The organism is uncultured Flavobacterium sp., assembly GCF_963922255.1.
In the GTDB taxonomy this organism is placed as follows: Bacteria; Bacteroidota; Bacteroidia; order Flavobacteriales; family Flavobacteriaceae; genus Flavobacterium.
Window position 1 is genome coordinate 22,447 of sequence record NZ_CAWUIC010000012.1, and the last position, 16,557, is coordinate 39,003.

General features: G+C 28.2%; 19 protein-coding genes. 9 read left to right on the plus strand and 10 right to left on the minus strand.

The window, feature by feature from the left end; translation table 11 throughout:
* Position 1 precedes the first annotated feature (1 nt).
* The 3 genes from AABJ49_RS10395 to AABJ49_RS10405 are packed head-to-tail and all read right to left on the minus strand — an operon-like array spanning position 2 to position 2,131.
* A complete protein-coding gene (locus AABJ49_RS10395; RefSeq protein ID WP_338378208.1) occupies positions 2–586 on the minus strand; it encodes an RsmD family RNA methyltransferase in 585 nt (194 codons plus the stop codon).
* Complete coding sequence (locus AABJ49_RS10400) at positions 583–1,395, minus strand: DUF3822 family protein (RefSeq protein WP_338378209.1); 813 nt, start codon at positions 1,393–1,395, stop codon at positions 583–585. Before AABJ49_RS10400 ends, AABJ49_RS10395 begins: the two co-directional genes overlap by 4 nt.
* On the minus strand, positions 1,379–2,131 hold the full coding sequence (locus tag AABJ49_RS10405; RefSeq protein WP_338378210.1) for a hypothetical protein: 753 nt from the start codon (positions 2,129–2,131) through the stop codon (positions 1,379–1,381). Before AABJ49_RS10405 ends, AABJ49_RS10400 begins: the two co-directional genes overlap by 17 nt.
* Before the next feature lie 123 nt (positions 2,132–2,254).
* Here AABJ49_RS10405 and AABJ49_RS10410 point away from each other — a divergent pair, with 123 nt between their 5' ends.
* From AABJ49_RS10410 to kdsB, 3 genes are all read left to right on the plus strand, one after another.
* Complete coding sequence (locus tag AABJ49_RS10410; protein ID WP_338378211.1) at positions 2,255–3,679, plus strand: AAA family ATPase; 1,425 nt, start codon at positions 2,255–2,257, stop codon at positions 3,677–3,679.
* Between the two features lie 82 nt (positions 3,680–3,761).
* Positions 3,762–4,328: a DUF4126 domain-containing protein gene (locus tag AABJ49_RS10415; protein WP_338378212.1), complete on the plus strand. Its 567-nt coding sequence runs from the start codon at positions 3,762–3,764 to the stop codon at positions 4,326–4,328.
* Between the two features lie 97 nt (positions 4,329–4,425).
* Entirely contained in the window at positions 4,426–5,151 is a 726-nt protein-coding gene (gene kdsB / locus AABJ49_RS10420) for a 3-deoxy-manno-octulosonate cytidylyltransferase (RefSeq protein WP_338378213.1), read from the plus strand.
* A gap of 527 nt (positions 5,152–5,678) precedes the next feature.
* Here the strand turns inward: kdsB and AABJ49_RS10425 are convergent.
* Complete coding sequence (locus tag AABJ49_RS10425) at positions 5,679–6,341, minus strand: fused MFS/spermidine synthase (RefSeq protein ID WP_338378214.1); 663 nt, start codon at positions 6,339–6,341, stop codon at positions 5,679–5,681.
* A gap of 53 nt (positions 6,342–6,394) precedes the next feature.
* On the opposite strand from AABJ49_RS10425, the gene AABJ49_RS10430 reads away from it, so the two are divergent.
* Complete coding sequence (locus AABJ49_RS10430; protein WP_338378215.1) at positions 6,395–6,943, plus strand: 1-acyl-sn-glycerol-3-phosphate acyltransferase; 549 nt, start codon at positions 6,395–6,397, stop codon at positions 6,941–6,943.
* Positions 6,944–7,171: 228 nt separating this feature from the next.
* Here AABJ49_RS10430 and AABJ49_RS10435 read toward each other — a convergent pair whose 3' ends face one another.
* Complete coding sequence (locus AABJ49_RS10435) at positions 7,172–7,615, minus strand: helix-turn-helix transcriptional regulator (protein ID WP_338378216.1); 444 nt, start codon at positions 7,613–7,615, stop codon at positions 7,172–7,174.
* 292 nt (positions 7,616–7,907) lie between these two features.
* Here AABJ49_RS10435 and AABJ49_RS10440 point away from each other — a divergent pair, with 292 nt between their 5' ends.
* Genes AABJ49_RS10440 through AABJ49_RS10450 form a run of 3 tightly spaced genes read left to right on the plus strand, consistent with a single transcriptional unit; the run spans position 7,908 to position 10,160 of the window.
* Entirely contained in the window at positions 7,908–9,065 is a 1,158-nt protein-coding gene (locus AABJ49_RS10440; protein WP_338378217.1) for a M14 family zinc carboxypeptidase, read from the plus strand.
* A 60-nt stretch (positions 9,066–9,125) separates the two neighbouring features.
* Positions 9,126–9,605 carry a winged helix-turn-helix transcriptional regulator gene (locus AABJ49_RS10445; protein WP_338378218.1) on the plus strand — a complete coding sequence of 160 codons (480 nt, stop codon included), beginning with the start codon at positions 9,126–9,128 and terminating at the stop codon, positions 9,603–9,605.
* A 48-nt stretch (positions 9,606–9,653) separates the two neighbouring features.
* On the plus strand, positions 9,654–10,160 hold the full coding sequence (locus AABJ49_RS10450; RefSeq protein WP_338378219.1) for a DinB family protein: 507 nt from the start codon (positions 9,654–9,656) through the stop codon (positions 10,158–10,160).
* Between the two features lie 29 nt (positions 10,161–10,189).
* On the opposite strand, the gene AABJ49_RS10455 is transcribed toward AABJ49_RS10450, so the two are convergent.
* The 5 genes from AABJ49_RS10455 to aroB form a co-directional block, all read right to left on the minus strand.
* Entirely contained in the window at positions 10,190–10,546 is a 357-nt protein-coding gene (locus AABJ49_RS10455) for a DNA primase (RefSeq protein WP_338378220.1), read from the minus strand.
* Between the two features lie 86 nt (positions 10,547–10,632).
* The gene (locus AABJ49_RS10460; protein ID WP_338378221.1) at positions 10,633–11,604 is read right to left on the minus strand and encodes a deoxyhypusine synthase family protein; all 972 of its coding nucleotides are present in this window, start codon (positions 11,602–11,604) and stop codon (positions 10,633–10,635) included.
* Positions 11,605–11,649: 45 nt separating this feature from the next.
* The gene (locus AABJ49_RS10465; protein WP_338378222.1) at positions 11,650–13,053 is read right to left on the minus strand and encodes an arginine decarboxylase; all 1,404 of its coding nucleotides are present in this window, start codon (positions 13,051–13,053) and stop codon (positions 11,650–11,652) included.
* 57 nt (positions 13,054–13,110) lie between these two features.
* Entirely contained in the window at positions 13,111–13,284 is a 174-nt protein-coding gene (locus tag AABJ49_RS10470; protein WP_338378223.1) for a hypothetical protein, read from the minus strand.
* 53 nt (positions 13,285–13,337) lie between these two features.
* Positions 13,338–14,408, minus strand: a complete 1,071-nt coding sequence (aroB, locus tag AABJ49_RS10475) for a 3-dehydroquinate synthase (RefSeq protein WP_338378224.1) — start codon at positions 14,406–14,408, stop codon at positions 13,338–13,340.
* Between the two features lie 95 nt (positions 14,409–14,503).
* Here aroB and AABJ49_RS10480 point away from each other — a divergent pair, with 95 nt between their 5' ends.
* Positions 14,504–15,670 (plus strand): proline dehydrogenase family protein, encoded by a 1,167-nt coding sequence (locus AABJ49_RS10480; RefSeq protein ID WP_338378225.1) that lies wholly within the window; start codon positions 14,504–14,506, stop codon positions 15,668–15,670.
* 1 nt (position 15,671) lies between these two features.
* Positions 15,672–16,550, plus strand: a complete 879-nt coding sequence (locus AABJ49_RS10485; protein ID WP_338378226.1) for a hypothetical protein — start codon at positions 15,672–15,674, stop codon at positions 16,548–16,550.
* The last annotated feature ends 7 nt before the right edge of the window (positions 16,551–16,557 follow it).

Consider the following 16,557-nt stretch of genomic DNA (forward strand, 5'->3'; position numbering starts at 1 on the left):
ATTAAATATCGTCTTCATTTTCTTCCACAAAATCATCTTCTTCCTCTTCTTCAAATTCAAAGAAAGAAAATACCGTTCCTCCATATCTTTTGGCAAAAGAAAAATGAATCATGTGTTCTAAAGAAGTATCTTTTGAATGTTCAATTATCAACATACCTTCTTCATCCAAAATTTCATTATCGAAAATCAGCGTTACAATTTTTTCAAAGTCATTTTGAGTAAGGTGATAAGGTGGATCAGCAAAAATTATATCATAACTATTTTTACTTCTTTCTAAATAAGCAAAAACATCTGATTTTAAAGCCGTAATATCAAAATCAAATTCGGTTGCTGTTTTTTTGATGAACGAAACACAGCCAAAATCTCCGTCTACTGAAGTAATTGGAGCACTTCCTCTAGAAGCAAATTCATAGCTTATATTTCCAGTTCCAGCAAACAACTCTAAAACACGTAAGCCAGAAAAATTAAAATTGTTATTTAAGACATTAAACAAAGCTTCTTTTGCCATATCGGTTGTTGGTCGAACGGGCAATTTTTTTGGAGCTTGAATTCTTCTGCCTTTGTATTTACCTGAAATGATTCTCACGAGTTGAATAGTATAAAGTGACGTAACATTTCTTCTTCTGTTACATCATGAATTTTAGATGGATTGATAACGTCTAATAAATTACAATTTCGAACGAATTTATATGCTATTTTATAAAAAGCATCTTCTTTGGAAATATTTCCAAGTAAGGACATTGAAACTAATTCTGGATTCAATTGCAATTGCTCAAAAGTAAATAAAATATAATAGATAAAGTCTTCAGCTGTATTATATTCAAATGAGTTGAACAATAATAATTGTTGATTTTTGACTACTACAATTTCAAAATGATTTTCTTGAACATGAACAAAAACTTGCTTCTCATCCACATTTTTTGATTTATCTAACACTTTTTGAACTAAAATTGTATTGGTGTTTTTATAATTAAAACTCTCAAATTGATCTAATAAAAAGTTATTGATGTTCACAAAAGGAACATAAACGTTATTGATTTCGTAAGTGTTTATTTCATCAATAGCAAAGAAATCGGTTTCAAAAACTTTGACGTTGTATTGCAAATAACTAGCTATATTATTCTTATCAAATAAAGATTTTGGCACAAAAGTATTGAGGTTATTATCGTGAAGTATAATTATCTCATCATAAGTTTTAGACAAGATAGAATTATCGATAAAAGCATTCCACAATTGACCATCAATTACTTCATTCTTTTGGAATGCAACTGAATTGTGAATCAATATTTTATTAGTAATTGTATCAAAGACACAAAAAGAAAGTCCACTCAAGGAAACCTGAATGGACAACTTTTTATAATTTCGTTGAGTGATATCGTTACTCGTTACTACCATATTTTTTTGGCCAATTTCCGGTTAAAGTAACATCTTCTAATGATCCTAGAACGATTTTATCACCATTAATTTCGTCAATAGCTTTCTTTTTCTTTTCTTGCTCCAATAATTCTTCGTCCATTCCTTTTAAAACTGCATTTTTATCAATTTGAACTTGTAGGGTTGGGAAAGCTTTTTCTTTAACGACAATAGAACTTGTTTTCATTTCAACAGGAACTTCAAAATCTTTTATTTTAACAACATTCATTCTTTTGTATCTTTCAGAGTTTTTAAACAATGAATCTTTAACAGATTTAAATCCTAAAGTTCTAGTTATTACAATATCTTTAAAATATCCACCTTCACCATTAGTTAATCCAAAAGCAGCATTTCTTGCAACATCTGGAACTGAAGTATCTTTTCTTTCAATGATTTCAAATTTTTCAGTTTCAATGAATTTAACTAAAGAATCAAATGTTGGAGCATAATTACCTTTAATTGATTTATAAGCCATTTGCGACTTTTTAATATCAAGCATTTTTGCTACAGCAGTTTCAAAACGCACTTCTTTTTCTTCGTCAAAACGAATTGGCGCCATAACAGAGTTATAAATTAAATATCCAAAAACTCCAGTAATAATCCATAATAAGATTGAAAAGAAAATTCTGTTTTTAGGTGTTGCAATTTTGTCAAAAATCTTAACAAGAACAAAGATTAATACAATAAGTACTACTAAAAAGATGGCTAATTTTAACATTTGATTTCTTAATTTTTTAGTTTAATAGGTACGCAAATCTACAATTTTTTTTTCTTCTCAAAAGAATTTCTTAAAAAAATCATCAGTATATTTGAAAAATAATAAAAGCCAAATTAAAAAATAATGACTTCAAAGCTGTTTTACAAACTATTACGCGATAATTTTCCGTTTGAACCTACGCTAAAACAGGACATTTTTTTTCAAAAAGTAGCTGATTTTGTTATCAATACTTCTAATAATGAACTTTTTGTTTTAAAAGGATATGCTGGAACAGGTAAAACCACCGTAATTTCCACCATAGTCAATCAACTTAAGAACGCAAATCAAAAATATTTATTGTTAGCACCAACAGGAAGAGCTGCAAAAGTGATTAGTAATTATTCTCAAAAACCGGCTTTTACCATTCATAAAAAAATATATTTTCCTAAGAAATCGAGTGGTGGTGGAGTTAATTTTACTTTGCAACCCAATAAATTCACCAATACGATTTTTATTGTGGATGAAGCTTCTATGATTTCTGATACCAATCAAGAATCTAAATTGTATGAAAATGGCTCTCTTTTAGATGATTTATTGTCTTTTGTGGATTCGGGCAAAAACTGTAAAGTAATTTTTGTAGGTGATACAGCTCAATTACCACCTGTTCATTTAGATGTTAGTCCAGCTTTGAATATCGATTCCCTGTCGTTACATTATAATAAAAATGTCCATCATATAGAGTTAGATGAAGTAATGCGACAAGAAGAAGATTCTGGTATATTATTTAATGCTACAGAACTACGTGAAATCTTAAAATCACATTTTATTGATACTTATAAGTTTGATATAAAAGGATTTAAAGACATTGTCAGATTACAAGATGGCTATGATATTCAAGATGCTATTCATGAGGCTTTTAGCAATTATGGTTTAGAAGAAACAGCTTTTATCGTTCGTTCTAATAAGCGAGCGAATCAATATAATGAGCAAATTAGGAGTCGCATTTTATCAAAAGAAAGCGAAATTTCTTCTGGTGATTATATGATGGTTGTAAAAAATAATTATTTTTGGTTAAAAGATTCTGATGAAGCTGGGTTTATTGCCAACGGTGATATTATTGAAGTGTTGGAAATTAGAAATATTAAAGAACTTTATGGTTTCAAATTTGCAACAGTAAAAATAAGAATGGTCGACTATCCAAATCAAATTCCGTTTGATACGATTTTGTTATTGGATACTATTAAAAGTGAATCGCCATCATTAACTTATGAGGAATCAAATCGATTATATCAAGAAGTACTCCTAGATTATGAAGATGAAACTTCAAAGTATAAAAAATTTCAAAAAGTAAAGAATAACGAATATTTTAATGCCTTACAAGTCAAGTTTTCTTATGCAATAACGTGCCACAAATCACAAGGAGGTCAATGGAATACTGTTTTTATAGAACAACCTTATTTGCCAAATGGAATAGACAAAGATTACATAAGATGGCTTTACACCGCTATGACAAGAGCCAAAGAAAAATTATATTTAATAGGGTTTAAAGATGAGAATTTTGTTTTGTAAAAGTATTAAGATTTAAGTATTAAGACAAAGTAAATTACCTTTAGACAACTTACAACATACATCACTTTTAACCTTAAAAAAAATGACCGAAACAATAATAAGCATTTTACTTGGATTTGGATTAGCTGCTTCAGCAGGATTCAGAGTATTTGTACCTCTTTTTGCGTTGAGTTTAGCTACTCATTATGGTTTTGTTCCTGTTGGAGATTCTTTTACTTGGATAGGAGGAATGCCTGCTATTATTTGTCTTGGAATTGCAACCGTAGTAGAAATTGGAGCTTACTATATACCATTTATAGATAATTTATTGGATACAATTTCGATACCTTTAGCTACAATTGCTGGTTCTGTGGTTATGGCTTCTACTTTAATAGATTTAGATCCAATGATAACTTGGGGATTAGCCATAATTGCTGGTGGAGGAACTGCAGCTGCCATCACAACATCAACTGCTGCTGCTCGTGCCACATCAACGGTCACAACTGGAGGTTTGGGAAATAATATTGTTTCTTCAACTGAAACCGCAACAGCTTCTTTTGTATCCATTTTAGCAATTTTTGCTCCAATTATAGCTTTTATTGTAGTACTTCTGATTATTTTTGTCGGAATTAAGATGTTTAAGAAGGTTTTTTCTTCTAGTAAGAGTTAGAAGCCAAAAACAGATTCTAAATTTATAAATATTATTAATAACTTAATAACTAAGTGACTTAGTTGCTAAGTTACTAAGTTACTAAGCAACTTAAAAAATGAAAATAATAGCCGTAATACCAGCAAGATATGCTTCCACACGATTTCCAGCTAAATTGATGCAAGATTTAGGAGGAAAAACTGTAATTCTAAGAACATACGAAGCCGCAAAAAACACCAATCTTTTTGACGATGTTTTTGTAGTTACGGATTCTGATTTGATATTTAAAGAGATTATTTCAAATGGTGGAAAAGCCATTATGTCTATAAAAGAACACGAAAGCGGCAGCGATAGAATTGCAGAAGCAGTTCAAAATATGGATGTTGATGTTGTATTAAACGTGCAAGGAGATGAGCCTTTTATTGACGAAAACCCTTTAAAAGCGTTGATTGAAGTATTTAAAAATGATGCTGATAAAAAAGTAGATTTAGCTTCTGTAATGTGTCAAATTACTGATAAACAAGATGTTGAAAGCCCTAATAACGTTAAGGTAATCACAGACCAAAATGGTTTTGCTCTATATTTTTCGCGTTCGGTAATTCCTTTTCCAAGAGAAGAAAATGTTGGAGTTCGCTACATGAAACACATCGGAATTTATGCTTTTAGAAAACAAGCTTTGTTGGATTTTTACAGTTTACCAATGCTTTCGTTAGAAGCTTCTGAAAAATTGGAACAATTACGCTATTTAGAATACGGAAAACGCATCAAAATGATTGAAACCAATCACATCGGAATTGGAATTGATACGAAAGAAGATTTGGAACGAGCTAGGAAGATGATTTAGATTTTATTAAAGATATTAATAATGATAAATAATAGTAATATAGGGAATCAGAAAGTTTTAAACATTAATACTATAGGGATAGGAATCTTTTTATGGATTTCAATAATGTGCTTTACACATCTAATTTATTTAATAATTGAAAAAATGTTAATTTTTAATGGAATTCCTTTTGAAATTTCATTTTGGATTTATAATAGTATGAGTACAATTTTTTATTGTACTATTTTATTTATTTCATTAAATTATTTTAATAAATTACAAAATATTAATTATTCAAAATTGTATCTAATTTTAATTAGTTCAATATTTGTTATAATGTTTGGACGACTTATTTTTCAGTATGTTTCAACAAATTATTTAGAAAAATTTTATAAAGAAGAATTAATTATTTATAATATAAATCAAAGTGAGAATGTTTTTTTATACTCTTATGCATCGATTTTTGAATATTTGAAATACATATTTTTAGGAATTATTTTATGGATATTAAATAATTCAAAAAAATAAAGTTAGAACTTAAAAAAAGATCAACTCAATTTCTTAATCGTAAACAACTCATTATGTTCTTCAATTTTTGGATACATTCGTAAAGAGTATTGTTCCTTAAATTTAGAACGATACAATCTATTTCTTTCTTTGTCTTTTTCTGTTAAAACCATTGTGTTGAATAAAATAAAACCATTTACATGTAATAAAGAATTTACACGAATGATAAAAAAGTCTTCAAATAAGAAATTTGGCATCACCGTATCTTGAAAAATATCGATGATGATTAAATCATATTTTTCTTTGGTTTTTAAAACATATTCAAAAGCATCATCGTTTACTAAAGTTAAATTCTCAATTTCATTCAATTTGAAATATTGATTGGCTAATTCTAAAACACGATTGTCAATTTCAACTCCAGTAATTTTTCCTTTGTATTTTATTTCTTCAACTAAAGTTTTAATAACACTTCCACCAGCAACTCCTAAAACCAATGTATTTTCAAAATTTCTAATTCTTTCAAAACCTATAAAACGTAAGCCTTTTTTTAAAGCTCTTTGCAAACTTCCATACGAATAATTAGTGTTTTTTGAATCCAAAACCAGCTTTCCATTATTCCAAGTTACTTCTAACGCTTTGTTGATAACAGAATTTTGTCGATGCACATTTATAGGAATTAAGTAACTTAAAAGTTTTTGAAGCATTATATTTGTATTGTGTTTTGCGTAAAGGTAAAATATATTTTTAAAAACAATAAATGAAAAAAACCATATACAAATTTATTTTTTCAACAGTTTTTGGTTGGAAAGTTATTGGCAATATTGAAGACAATATTAAAAAATGTATAATCATTGCAGTTCCTCATACAAGTTGGTGGGATTTTTTCTTGGGAATTTTTTCAAGAGGAATTCTTAAAAAGGAAATCAATTACGTGGCCAAAAAAGAATTGTTTGTGTTTCCGTTTGGCTGTTTCTTTAAATGGACTGGTGGAACACCTTTAAATCGTCAAGCTAAAGAAAACAAAGTCGATGCAATAGTTAGAATATTTGACAGCAAAGTAGTTTTTAGATTAGCAATTGCTCCAGAAGGAACTCGTAAAAAAGTAGCAGAATGGAAAACAGGGTTTTATTATATGGCTCTAAAAGCAAACGTTCCAATTATTCCTGTTGCGTTTGATTATGGTAAAAAACAAGTAGTATATCATCAACCATTTTATCCAACAGGAAATATTAAAGAAGATTTAAAAATCCTTCATTCTTATTTTAAAAATGTAAAAGGTAAGGTCGCTGAAAATAGTTTCAATTAAATTTTTTACTTTTTTTAAAAAATTTAAATCCAAAATAAATTCCATATCGTATATAATTTATCTAACCGCTAAAAAGTATGTTTATGGGAAAAATTTTTATGAATACTAATTTTTAATACTAAACCTTTTTAGGTTTCTCTATTTTGAATTAATATTTAATTATGTCTAAGAAAAAGAAAAAGTCTTCATTGTAAAATGAAGACTTTTTCTTTTTCTAAATTATTTAATTTAGGAAGTATAACTTTTAAAAGTTCCATTTTTAAAAAAGATAACTACACGTTCAATTTCATTTTCAGAATGATTTTCAAAATTTGAAATTTGGGTTACTTTTTTTTCTTCAAAAGTTTCATTTTGTTTTTCAGGTTGAGAGGAAAATAAATCTTCTTTTTGTTCTTGTACAATTTTATTTTCGGGTGAAATAATTGTTGGAGTAGGTGCAAAGTCATCTTTAGGAAAACTACCTTTTCCATTTAAAATCCATTCTAAACTTACTTCAGGAAATTCTTCTACAAGCTTCATAATAAAATCTAAACTTGGTTTATTTCTTCCAGATAATAAATGCGACATACTTGAACGCTGCACACTAATTTTATCTGCAAAAGAAGAAGCAGTTAAACTGTAATATTCTAAAATTAATTCTAATCTTTTGATGAAATCTTCGATGTTTACCATTGTAAATAGTACATATTGAATTACTTGTTACAAATGTAAATAAATAGTTTTGAGAAAGCAAATTTACTTTTGTAAACCACAATTTAAGCGCTAACAAATACTTTAATTAAACAACACTAAAAAACTGGTTATCAATTAATTTAATGTTTTGTGTGATTTTGTTTCATATTGTAAACATTAACATTTTAAACAGTTTTAAATAGCGTTTACAGAAGTAAATTAATTTGTAAATTTCATTGTTTACAATTGTAAAAAATAAGTTGTTTACATTTGTAATTCATAAATGTAAACTATGCAATACGAGGAAATTTTTTCTACTTATACCAACAAAGAAATAAAAGGTAGACATATCACTAACGAATCTATAAAGCCAATTTTAAGCAAATTAAACGATGATTTTAAGGTCAAAATTGAAGGAAAATCGGTATTAGAAAAACCAATTTATTCTGTACAATTTGGTCATGGAAAAACGAAAATTTATATGTGGTCACAAATGCATGGTGATGAAGCAACTTGTACAAAAGCCATAATTGATTTTTTTGAAGTTTTGTTAAGTGATAAAAAATATTCAGACTTTATTCAATCAAAATATACCTTATATATTGTTCCATTAGCAAATCCAGATGGAGCAGAAGTTCATACTAGAGAGAACATAAATAAAGTTGATTTAAACAGAGATGTGAATGAAAGTACCCAACCAGAAAGTAAAATATTAAAGCAAATTTTTAATGATTTTCAACCTGATTATTGCTTAAATATGCATGATCAGCGAACAATTTATGGAGTTGGTGATACCAATAAATCAGCTATAATTTCATTTTTGGCACCAGCTTATAACCTAAATAGAGATATAAATGAACAACGTTCGAAAGCTATGTATGTTATTGGAAAGATGAATAATGTCTTACAAACCTATATTCCTGGACATATTGGAAGATATAATGATGCATATTGTGATACTTGTTTTGGAGATTATTTTGCTTCTAAAAATGCAGTTACTATTCTTTTTGAAGCGGGTCATCACCCAAATGATTATGCAAGAGATATTACTCGTAAATATATTTTTATAGGACTTTTAGTCGCATTTGATATAATTCACGAAAACGTTATAGTTGATAACAATAATGCAGAATATTTCAATATTCCTGATAATAAAGTCAGTTTTTTTGATATTCTTTATAAAAATGTTAAAATAAATGAGAATGGTATACAAAAAATAATTAATTTTGCTGCACAATATAAAGAAGTCGTAAAAAACGGAACAATTGCTTTTGAACCTTATTTGGTAACTACCGAAAATAACGAAACAGAATACTTTGGACATGTTGAATATGATTTAAAAGGAGAAGAGTTTTCTTCAAATCATTGCCAATTTCCGCAAAATGATGTTAAAGCTGATTTTTTAATCGGAAAAAACAAAAATTTCATCGATGGATTGTTAAAAAAGTAATAAGATTGTTTTTTTACTGAAAAATATTTAATTTTTTTGCACAAAATATAAAACAAAACTATGAGTAAGTTTAGATTAGACGAAGTTGATCACCAAATATTGGATATGTTGATTGATAATACTAGAGTTCCATTCACTGATATAGCTAAAAAATTGCTTATTTCTGCAGGAACAGTACACGTAAGAGTAAAAAAGATGGAAGATGCAGGAATCATTCAAGGTTCTTCTTTGACATTGGATTACGAAAAATTAGGCTATTCTTTTATTGCTTATGTAGGTGTGTTTCTTCACAATACTTCACAAACTAAATTTGTTTTAGAAAGAATTAGTGAAATTCCTTTTGTAACTGTAGCGCATATCACTACGGGTAAATTTAATATCTTCTGTAAAATTAGAGCAAAAGATACTAAACATGCAAAAGAAGTAATTTTCATGATTGATGATATCGAAGGAGTTTATAGAACAGAAACTATGATTTCTTTAGAAGAAAGTATAAATGATAAAAAACGATTAATGCATACAATTTTTAAAGATATGTAATCTAATACAAAGCCTCTTAATTGAGGCTTTTTTTATATCTACTATTTTATGGAATTAAATAAAAACGAATTCGCTCCTTATTTTGAAACTTATATTAGTTTATCAAGAGCATTAAGTTTATTAGAAAGTTTTTTGCTTAATATGGAAGAGACTGTTGCTTTTTTTCAATCTGTTCCATCTGATAAGTTAGATTATCGTTATCAACCCGAGAAATGGTCTGTGAAGGATATTTTATTACATCTTATAGATTGCGAACGAATATTTCAATATAGAGCTTTGCGAATTTCCAGAAATGATAAAACATCTTTACCAGGTTTTGAGGAAAATAATTATGCTATTGAAGCCAATGCGACAAATCGTTCTTTAGACCAACTTATTATAGAGTATAAATCGGTAAGACTTGCTACATATTCTTTGTTTGATAGTTTTGATGAAGAAAAATTAATTTTAATGGGAAATGCTTCAGGAAAAGATGTTTCGGTTAGAGCAATCGGATTTATAATTTTAGGTCACGAATTACATCACATTAAAATCATTAAAGAAAGATATTTATAAAAAAAGCCTCAATTAAGAGGCTTTTTAATTTATTCTTCATCTTCATCTTCATCATTTGAAGTGTCGGTGTTTTCTATATCATCATCGTCATCGTCGTCTTCAATATCTAGTTCTTTTAAAGAATCTAAATTTTCTGTAGGATTTTCAACATCTAAGTCATCATCATCATCATCGTCAAAGTTTTCAATTCTGTCTGCTAACTTCGTACTTACTTTTACTAAAAAGATAGTGTCTTCTGTTTTTACTTCAACAGCTTCAATCGTTTCATTTTTAGCGTTTTTGAATCTAATGATATCTGCATCATCATATCCATCTGGAAATCGTTCTACTAATAGGGTAAGGATTTCGTTTGTTAATTTAGCGTAATCAACAATTACTCGTTTCATTGGGTTGTATTTAATCTTAAATATTTTTCAAATGTAATATCCTAATTTATATTATCAAAGATTTTTTTTCAAAAAAATGAAAATAATTAATTTCCTAATATATAAGCAAAAATCAGCGGTGCTACTATGGTTGCATCTGATTCAACTATAAACTTTGGTGTGTTAATATCCAATTTTCCCCAAGTAATTTTCTCATTAGGTACTGCTCCAGAATAAGAACCATAACTTGTTGTAGAATCAGAAATTTGACAGAAATAGCTCCAGAAAGGAATATCAGTCATTTCCATATCTTGATAAAGCATTGGTACAACACAAATTGGAAAATCACCTGCAATTCCACCACCAATTTGGAAAAAACCAATTCCTTTTCCACCAGAATTTTTTGGATACCAATCGGCTAACCACATCATGTATTCAATTCCGCTTTTTGTAGTTGAAACTTGTAACTCTCCTTTAATACAGTAAGAAGCAAAAATATTTCCCATTGTACTATCTTCCCAACCAGGAACAACAATAGGTAAGTTTTTTTCTGCTGCAGCTACCATCCAAGAATCTTTAGGATCAATTTCATAATATTGCTCTAAAACACCTGAATTAATCATTTGATACATAAATTCATGTGGAAAATATCTTTTTCCTTCGTTTTCTGCTTTTTTCCAAATATCAATTAAATGTTGTTGTAATCTTCTAAAAGCTTCTTCTTCTGGAATACATGTATCTGTTACACGGTTGTAGTGATTTTCTAACAAATCCCATTCTTCTTGAGGTGTTAAATCTCTGTAATTTGGGATTCTTTTGTACGAATTATGAGCTACCAAATTCATGATATCTTCTTCCAAATTTGCACCTGTACAAGAAATAATATGAATTTTATCTTGACGAATCATTTCAGCTAATGATTTTCCCATTTCAGCAGTACTCATTGCACCAGCTAAAGTTACCATCATTTTTCCGTCCTCCAATAAATGTTCTTCATATCCTTTTGCAGCATCAACTAGAGCAGCAGCATTAAAATGTAAATAGTTTTTTTCTATAAATTGACTAATTGGTCCTTTCATCTTCTTGTTTTTTATTGTTTAACTGTTTAGTTGCTAAACTGTTTTTTATTCTTTCTTTTCGTATCCTAATATTTTCATAATATCTTCAGCTTTTTGTTGTTCTGAAAATATTTCTGTAGCTATGATTCCATTTTCATCTTTATCAATTAAAATATGTTTTGGTTGCGGAATCAAACAGTGATGTAAACCTCCAAAACCACCAATAGTCTCTTGATAAGCACCAGTGTTAAAAAAGCCAATATATAATGGTTTTTCTTTATTGTATTTTGGTAAGTAAACTGCATTCATATTTTGTTCTGAATTATAATAATCATCGCTATCACAAGTTAAACCACCCAATAAAACTCTTTCGTAAGTATCATTCCAACGGTTGATGGCTAACATGACGAAACGTTTGTTGATTGCCCAAGTATCTGGTAAAGTAGTAATGAATGAACTATCAATCATGTTCCACTTTTCTCTATCATTTTGTTGCTTTTGGTATAAAACCTGATAGATGGCTCCACCACTTTCCCCAACTGTGAAAGATCCAAACTCTGTAAATATATTAGGTACATCAACTTCAGCATCATCACAAGCAATTTTAATTTGGTTGATGATTTCATCTATCATATATTGGTAATCATATTCAAAAGCTAATGAATTTTTGATAGGAAAACCACCACCAATATTCAAACTGTCTAATGAAGGACATTCTTTTTTAAGAGCAATGTATACTTTTAAACATTTTAATAATTCGTTCCAATAATAAGCTGTATCACGAATTCCAGTATTTATAAAGAAATGAAGCATTTTCAGCTCTACTTGTTTATTTTCTTGAATTTGTTTTCTGTAAAATGGAACAATGTTTTTATATCCTATTCCTAATCTTGAAGTGTAGAATTCAAATTTTGGTTCTTCTTCGGCAGCAATTCTAATTCCTATTTTGAATTTTCCGTCAATTTGCTCTTGTAAAAGATCTAATTCTTCATAATTATCAATTACAGGAATCGTATTTTTTTGTCCGTTATTGATCAAACGTGCTATGTTGTCTACATATGCGTCGCGTTTAAAACCGTTGCATATAACATAAGTTTTTTTAGATATTTTTCCTTCAGCCAAAAGATTTTCCACAATATTAATGTCTATAGCAGAAGAAGTTTCAATGTGAATATTGTTTTTAAAAGCTTCATTCATAATAAACTGAAAATGAGAACTTTTAGTACAATAGCAATAGTGGTAGTTTCCTTCATACTTATGTTTTTCCATTGCTTTTCTAAACCAACCTTTTGCTTTGTTGATGTTATTAGAAATTTGTGGTAAGTAGGTAAATTTTAAAGGAGTTCCATATTGTTCAACCAACTTCATTAAATCAATATTATGAAATTCAAGATTGTCTTTGTTCAATTTGAATTCTTCCTGAGGAAAATAAAATGTTTGATTAATTAAGTCGAAATATTTTGTATTCATTAGTGTAAGATATATTTTTATAGTAATTAAGTTTTGAAAATCAGTAATTTAGATTATTCAAACTCTAATATTAGCAAATATAACTACTAATTTTTCTTTAAAGGTTTTTGAAAGTAAAAATAATTCAACGTTTAATTCATAAAACAAAGCCGTGTTCAATTGTATGTCAATTGTCTTGCTTTCACTTCTGTCGTTATTCTTTGTGTTAAATGTGTAACTGTTGTCTTTCATTGTCACAAAGGTAAAAATTAATTTATTTTTTTGTTAGGTATTATATTAAATTTTTAAGAAGTTTTATAATCATCAAAAGCTTTGTAAATCAATTCATTATCTGCTGTCTGATCGATTTTTACAGTTCCAATACCTTCTAATAAAGCAAATTGAATTTTTCCGAATTCATTTTTTTTGTCGTAAATTAGTAATTCGATGATTTTTTCAATATCATTTTTATCAAATAAAATAGTGTCATATATATCTTTTAAAACATATTTTATTTCATGATAATCTTCTCTTGAAAGTAAATTTTTTTCCATTGAGATATGACTTTCAAGGATCATACCAACAGCAACAGCTTCACCGTGAAGTAACTTTGTTTTGGATTCATTTTCAAGAAAATAGCTTTCAATAGCATGTCCTAATGTATGACCAAAATTTAATGCTTTTCTAATTCCATTTTCAGTTAAATCTTCTGAAACAATTTTATTTTTTATTTCAATAGATTCATAAATTAAAGCGGATAAATCATCACCATCTAATTCTGATAAACTTTTGAATTTGTTCCAATACTTTTTATCATAAATTAGACCATGTTTCAACATTTCTGCTAATCCAGATCGCATTTCTAATTGAGCCAAAGTTTCTAAAAACGAAGGAATTACAATTACTGCTTTTGGTTCTCTAATAATTCCGATTTGGTTTTTTAATTGTCCTAAATCAACACCATTTTTTCCACCAATTGAAGCGTCAACCATTGATAAAAGTGTTGTTGGAACATTAATAAAGTCGATGCCTCTTTTAAATGTACAAGCTACAAATCCACCCAAATCAGTAACAACTCCACCACCAAGATTAATTAAAATACTTTTTCTATCACCACCTAATTCTGTTAATGCTTGCCATAATTGCATACAAGTTTCAATATTTTTTTGCTCTTCACCGACTTCAATTTCGATAATTTCAATTTCGATTTCAGTAGCTAAATTGGCTAAAAAATTTGGTAAGCAATGTGTATTAGTATTTTCATCAACTAAAACGAATATTTTAGAATATTTAGTAGGTAAAAGTAATTCTGAAAGATAAGAATACCCTTCTTCGTTAAAATAAACAGAATATGTATTGGCTTTTATGGTTTGCATTATCAAGTGTTTCAATTTAATGCAAAATAAGGTAATTTTTATTTAATAATATGTAACACTACCGTATATTTGCATACATTTTTGATGAATAAACAATGGAAAAAATATTTACAAATACACAAACTGCTTTTGCTTTAAAAAGTGATTCTGAGTTAGAAAGAGCTTACTTTTTGTTTAAAATGATTGAAAGTCAACCACTTGTTCGTATTGGAACGGCAGTTACTAACTTTGCATTAAAAGCTCATTTACCTGTAGAAGGTTTAATTCGTTCTACTGTTTTTGATCATTTTTGTGGTGGTGTTAATGAGAATGATTGTTTAAGTGTTGTAGATAAAATGTATACCAAAGGAGTTTCATCGGTTTTGGATTATTCTGTAGAAGGTAAAGAGGCTGAAGACCAATTTGAAGCTGCTTTTGCTATGACTATGAAAACTATAGAATTTGCAAAAGAGCGTGATGCTATACCATTTGCTGTTTTTAAACCAACAGGTTTGGGACGTTTTGCTTTATATCAAAAAATTGGAGAAAATAAAGAGTTAACAGCTTCAGAACAAGATGAATGGAATAGAGTAGTGGAGCGTTTTGACAAACTTTGTAAAGCAGCTTATGATAAAGATGTAGCGGTTTTGATTGACGGTGAGGAAAGTTGGATGCAAGATGCTGCTGATAATGTTGTGGCTAAAATGATGCAAAAATATAATAAAGAAAAAGCCATTGTATTTAATACGTTACAAATGTATCGTTGGGATCGAATGGATTATTTGAAAAAACTACACGAAGAAGCTAAAACAGAAGGTTTTTATATAGGTATGAAATTGGTCCGTGGTGCTTACATGGAAAAAGAAAATACAAGAGCTGAAGAAAAAGGGTATAAATCTCCGATTTGTGTTTCCAAACAAGCTACTGATGAAAATTATGATGCAGCTGTAACTTTTATGTTAGACCATATTGATACAATGTCAATCTTTGCAGGAACTCACAACGAAGAGAGTTCTTACAAGTTGATGCAACAAATGAAAGAGCGTAAAATTTTGCCAAATGACACTAGAATTTGGTTTGGACAATTATATGGTATGAGTGATAATATCAGTTATAATTTAGCAGCTCATGGGTACAATGTTGCCAAATATTTGCCTTTTGGACCTGTTAGGGATGTGATGCCTTACTTAATAAGAAGAGCCGAAGAAAACACTTCTGTAGCTGGACAGACTAGTAGAGAATTGAGTTTGATTAAGGCTGAGAAGCAAAGGAGGAAGTTATAAAATGAAAAATATTTATTATCTATTTTTCGTTATCTTTTTTATACTTATTGGTTGTTCAGATAGTGAATTGTCTGAGGATGAATATAAAGCATACGCTGAAGAAATAGTTATAAATATTAAAAAAAAGGAAGTCAAAAAACTACAAGATAAGTTTGATATAAATTTTATTTTAGACGATATCAAAAAAACATCAGATACTTTAGGTGTTGCTAATCAATATAAACTGAGAAAAACTTATGTAGTTAATCAACTTTTTCAGATTTATGCACCGTATTTAAAAAATATAATGAAAATAGTTACTAAAGAAAGTGAAACCAAACTTTTAAAACTATTTAAGGAAAAGAATAAATATCATGCATTAATCATGATAAAAAATAATGATAATTTTGAAATAACTGATTTTATTTTAGAAGAAAGAAACAATAAAATTCACATAACAAATTATATATCAACTGTAACAAGTTTTAATTTGAATTTACATTTTAATTGGGCAATTCAAAACCAATTAATGAATGTAACAGAATATTATCATGCACAAAAATATTTGGTTGCGAGCAATTCTTTGTATGAAAGAAAAGAATATGATGAAGCATTAAATATGTTCAATCAGATTCCAGAATATTTTCAGACTTTCCCAAATTTTTATATTTTAAAAGTTAAAATCACTCATGAAATGAAAGATGAGTATTTATATGCAGAAACTTTAGAAAATTGGATTAGTTTAAATTATGATAATAAATGTTTTAGATATTTAAAAGCTTCTGAATTGTATTATTACACTAATGATAGCGAAACTTCATTAAAATATTTAGATTCATTAGAAAATTTTACAGGTAAAAACAGTGTTATTAATGACATAAAAAAATCCCGATTTAATTAAAATCGGG

What these genes read in the sequence shown, in the direction of transcription:
- AABJ49_RS10405 (WP_338378210.1), bottom strand. Translation starts at nt 2,131, where the DNA reads ATGTTAAAATTAGCCATCTTTTTAGTAGTACTTATTGTATTAATCTTT.
- kdsB (WP_338378213.1), top strand. Translation starts at nt 4,426, where the DNA reads ATGAAAATAATAGCCGTAATACCAGCAAGATATGCTTCCACACGATTT.
- AABJ49_RS10425 (WP_338378214.1), bottom strand. Translation starts at nt 6,341, where the DNA reads ATGCTTCAAAAACTTTTAAGTTACTTAATTCCTATAAATGTGCATCGA.
- AABJ49_RS10470 (WP_338378223.1), bottom strand. Translation starts at nt 13,284, where the DNA reads ATGAAAGACAACAGTTACACATTTAACACAAAGAATAACGACAGAAGT.
- AABJ49_RS10450 (WP_338378219.1), top strand. Translation starts at nt 9,654, where the DNA reads ATGGAATTAAATAAAAACGAATTCGCTCCTTATTTTGAAACTTATATT.
- AABJ49_RS10415 (WP_338378212.1), top strand. Translation starts at nt 3,762, where the DNA reads ATGACCGAAACAATAATAAGCATTTTACTTGGATTTGGATTAGCTGCT.
- AABJ49_RS10445 (WP_338378218.1), top strand. Translation starts at nt 9,126, where the DNA reads ATGAGTAAGTTTAGATTAGACGAAGTTGATCACCAAATATTGGATATG.
- AABJ49_RS10460 (WP_338378221.1), bottom strand. Translation starts at nt 11,604, where the DNA reads ATGAAAGGACCAATTAGTCAATTTATAGAAAAAAACTATTTACATTTT.
- AABJ49_RS10400 (WP_338378209.1), bottom strand. Translation starts at nt 1,395, where the DNA reads ATGGTAGTAACGAGTAACGATATCACTCAACGAAATTATAAAAAGTTG.
- AABJ49_RS10485 (WP_338378226.1), top strand. Translation starts at nt 15,672, where the DNA reads ATGAAAAATATTTATTATCTATTTTTCGTTATCTTTTTTATACTTATT.
- AABJ49_RS10480 (WP_338378225.1), top strand. Translation starts at nt 14,504, where the DNA reads ATGGAAAAAATATTTACAAATACACAAACTGCTTTTGCTTTAAAAAGT.
- AABJ49_RS10465 (WP_338378222.1), bottom strand. Translation starts at nt 13,053, where the DNA reads ATGAATACAAAATATTTCGACTTAATTAATCAAACATTTTATTTTCCT.
- aroB (WP_338378224.1), bottom strand. Translation starts at nt 14,408, where the DNA reads ATGCAAACCATAAAAGCCAATACATATTCTGTTTATTTTAACGAAGAA.
- AABJ49_RS10455 (WP_338378220.1), bottom strand. Translation starts at nt 10,546, where the DNA reads ATGAAACGAGTAATTGTTGATTACGCTAAATTAACAAACGAAATCCTT.
- AABJ49_RS10410 (WP_338378211.1), top strand. Translation starts at nt 2,255, where the DNA reads ATGACTTCAAAGCTGTTTTACAAACTATTACGCGATAATTTTCCGTTT.
- AABJ49_RS10430 (WP_338378215.1), top strand. Translation starts at nt 6,395, where the DNA reads ATGAAAAAAACCATATACAAATTTATTTTTTCAACAGTTTTTGGTTGG.
- AABJ49_RS10440 (WP_338378217.1), top strand. Translation starts at nt 7,908, where the DNA reads ATGCAATACGAGGAAATTTTTTCTACTTATACCAACAAAGAAATAAAA.
- AABJ49_RS10435 (WP_338378216.1), bottom strand. Translation starts at nt 7,615, where the DNA reads ATGGTAAACATCGAAGATTTCATCAAAAGATTAGAATTAATTTTAGAA.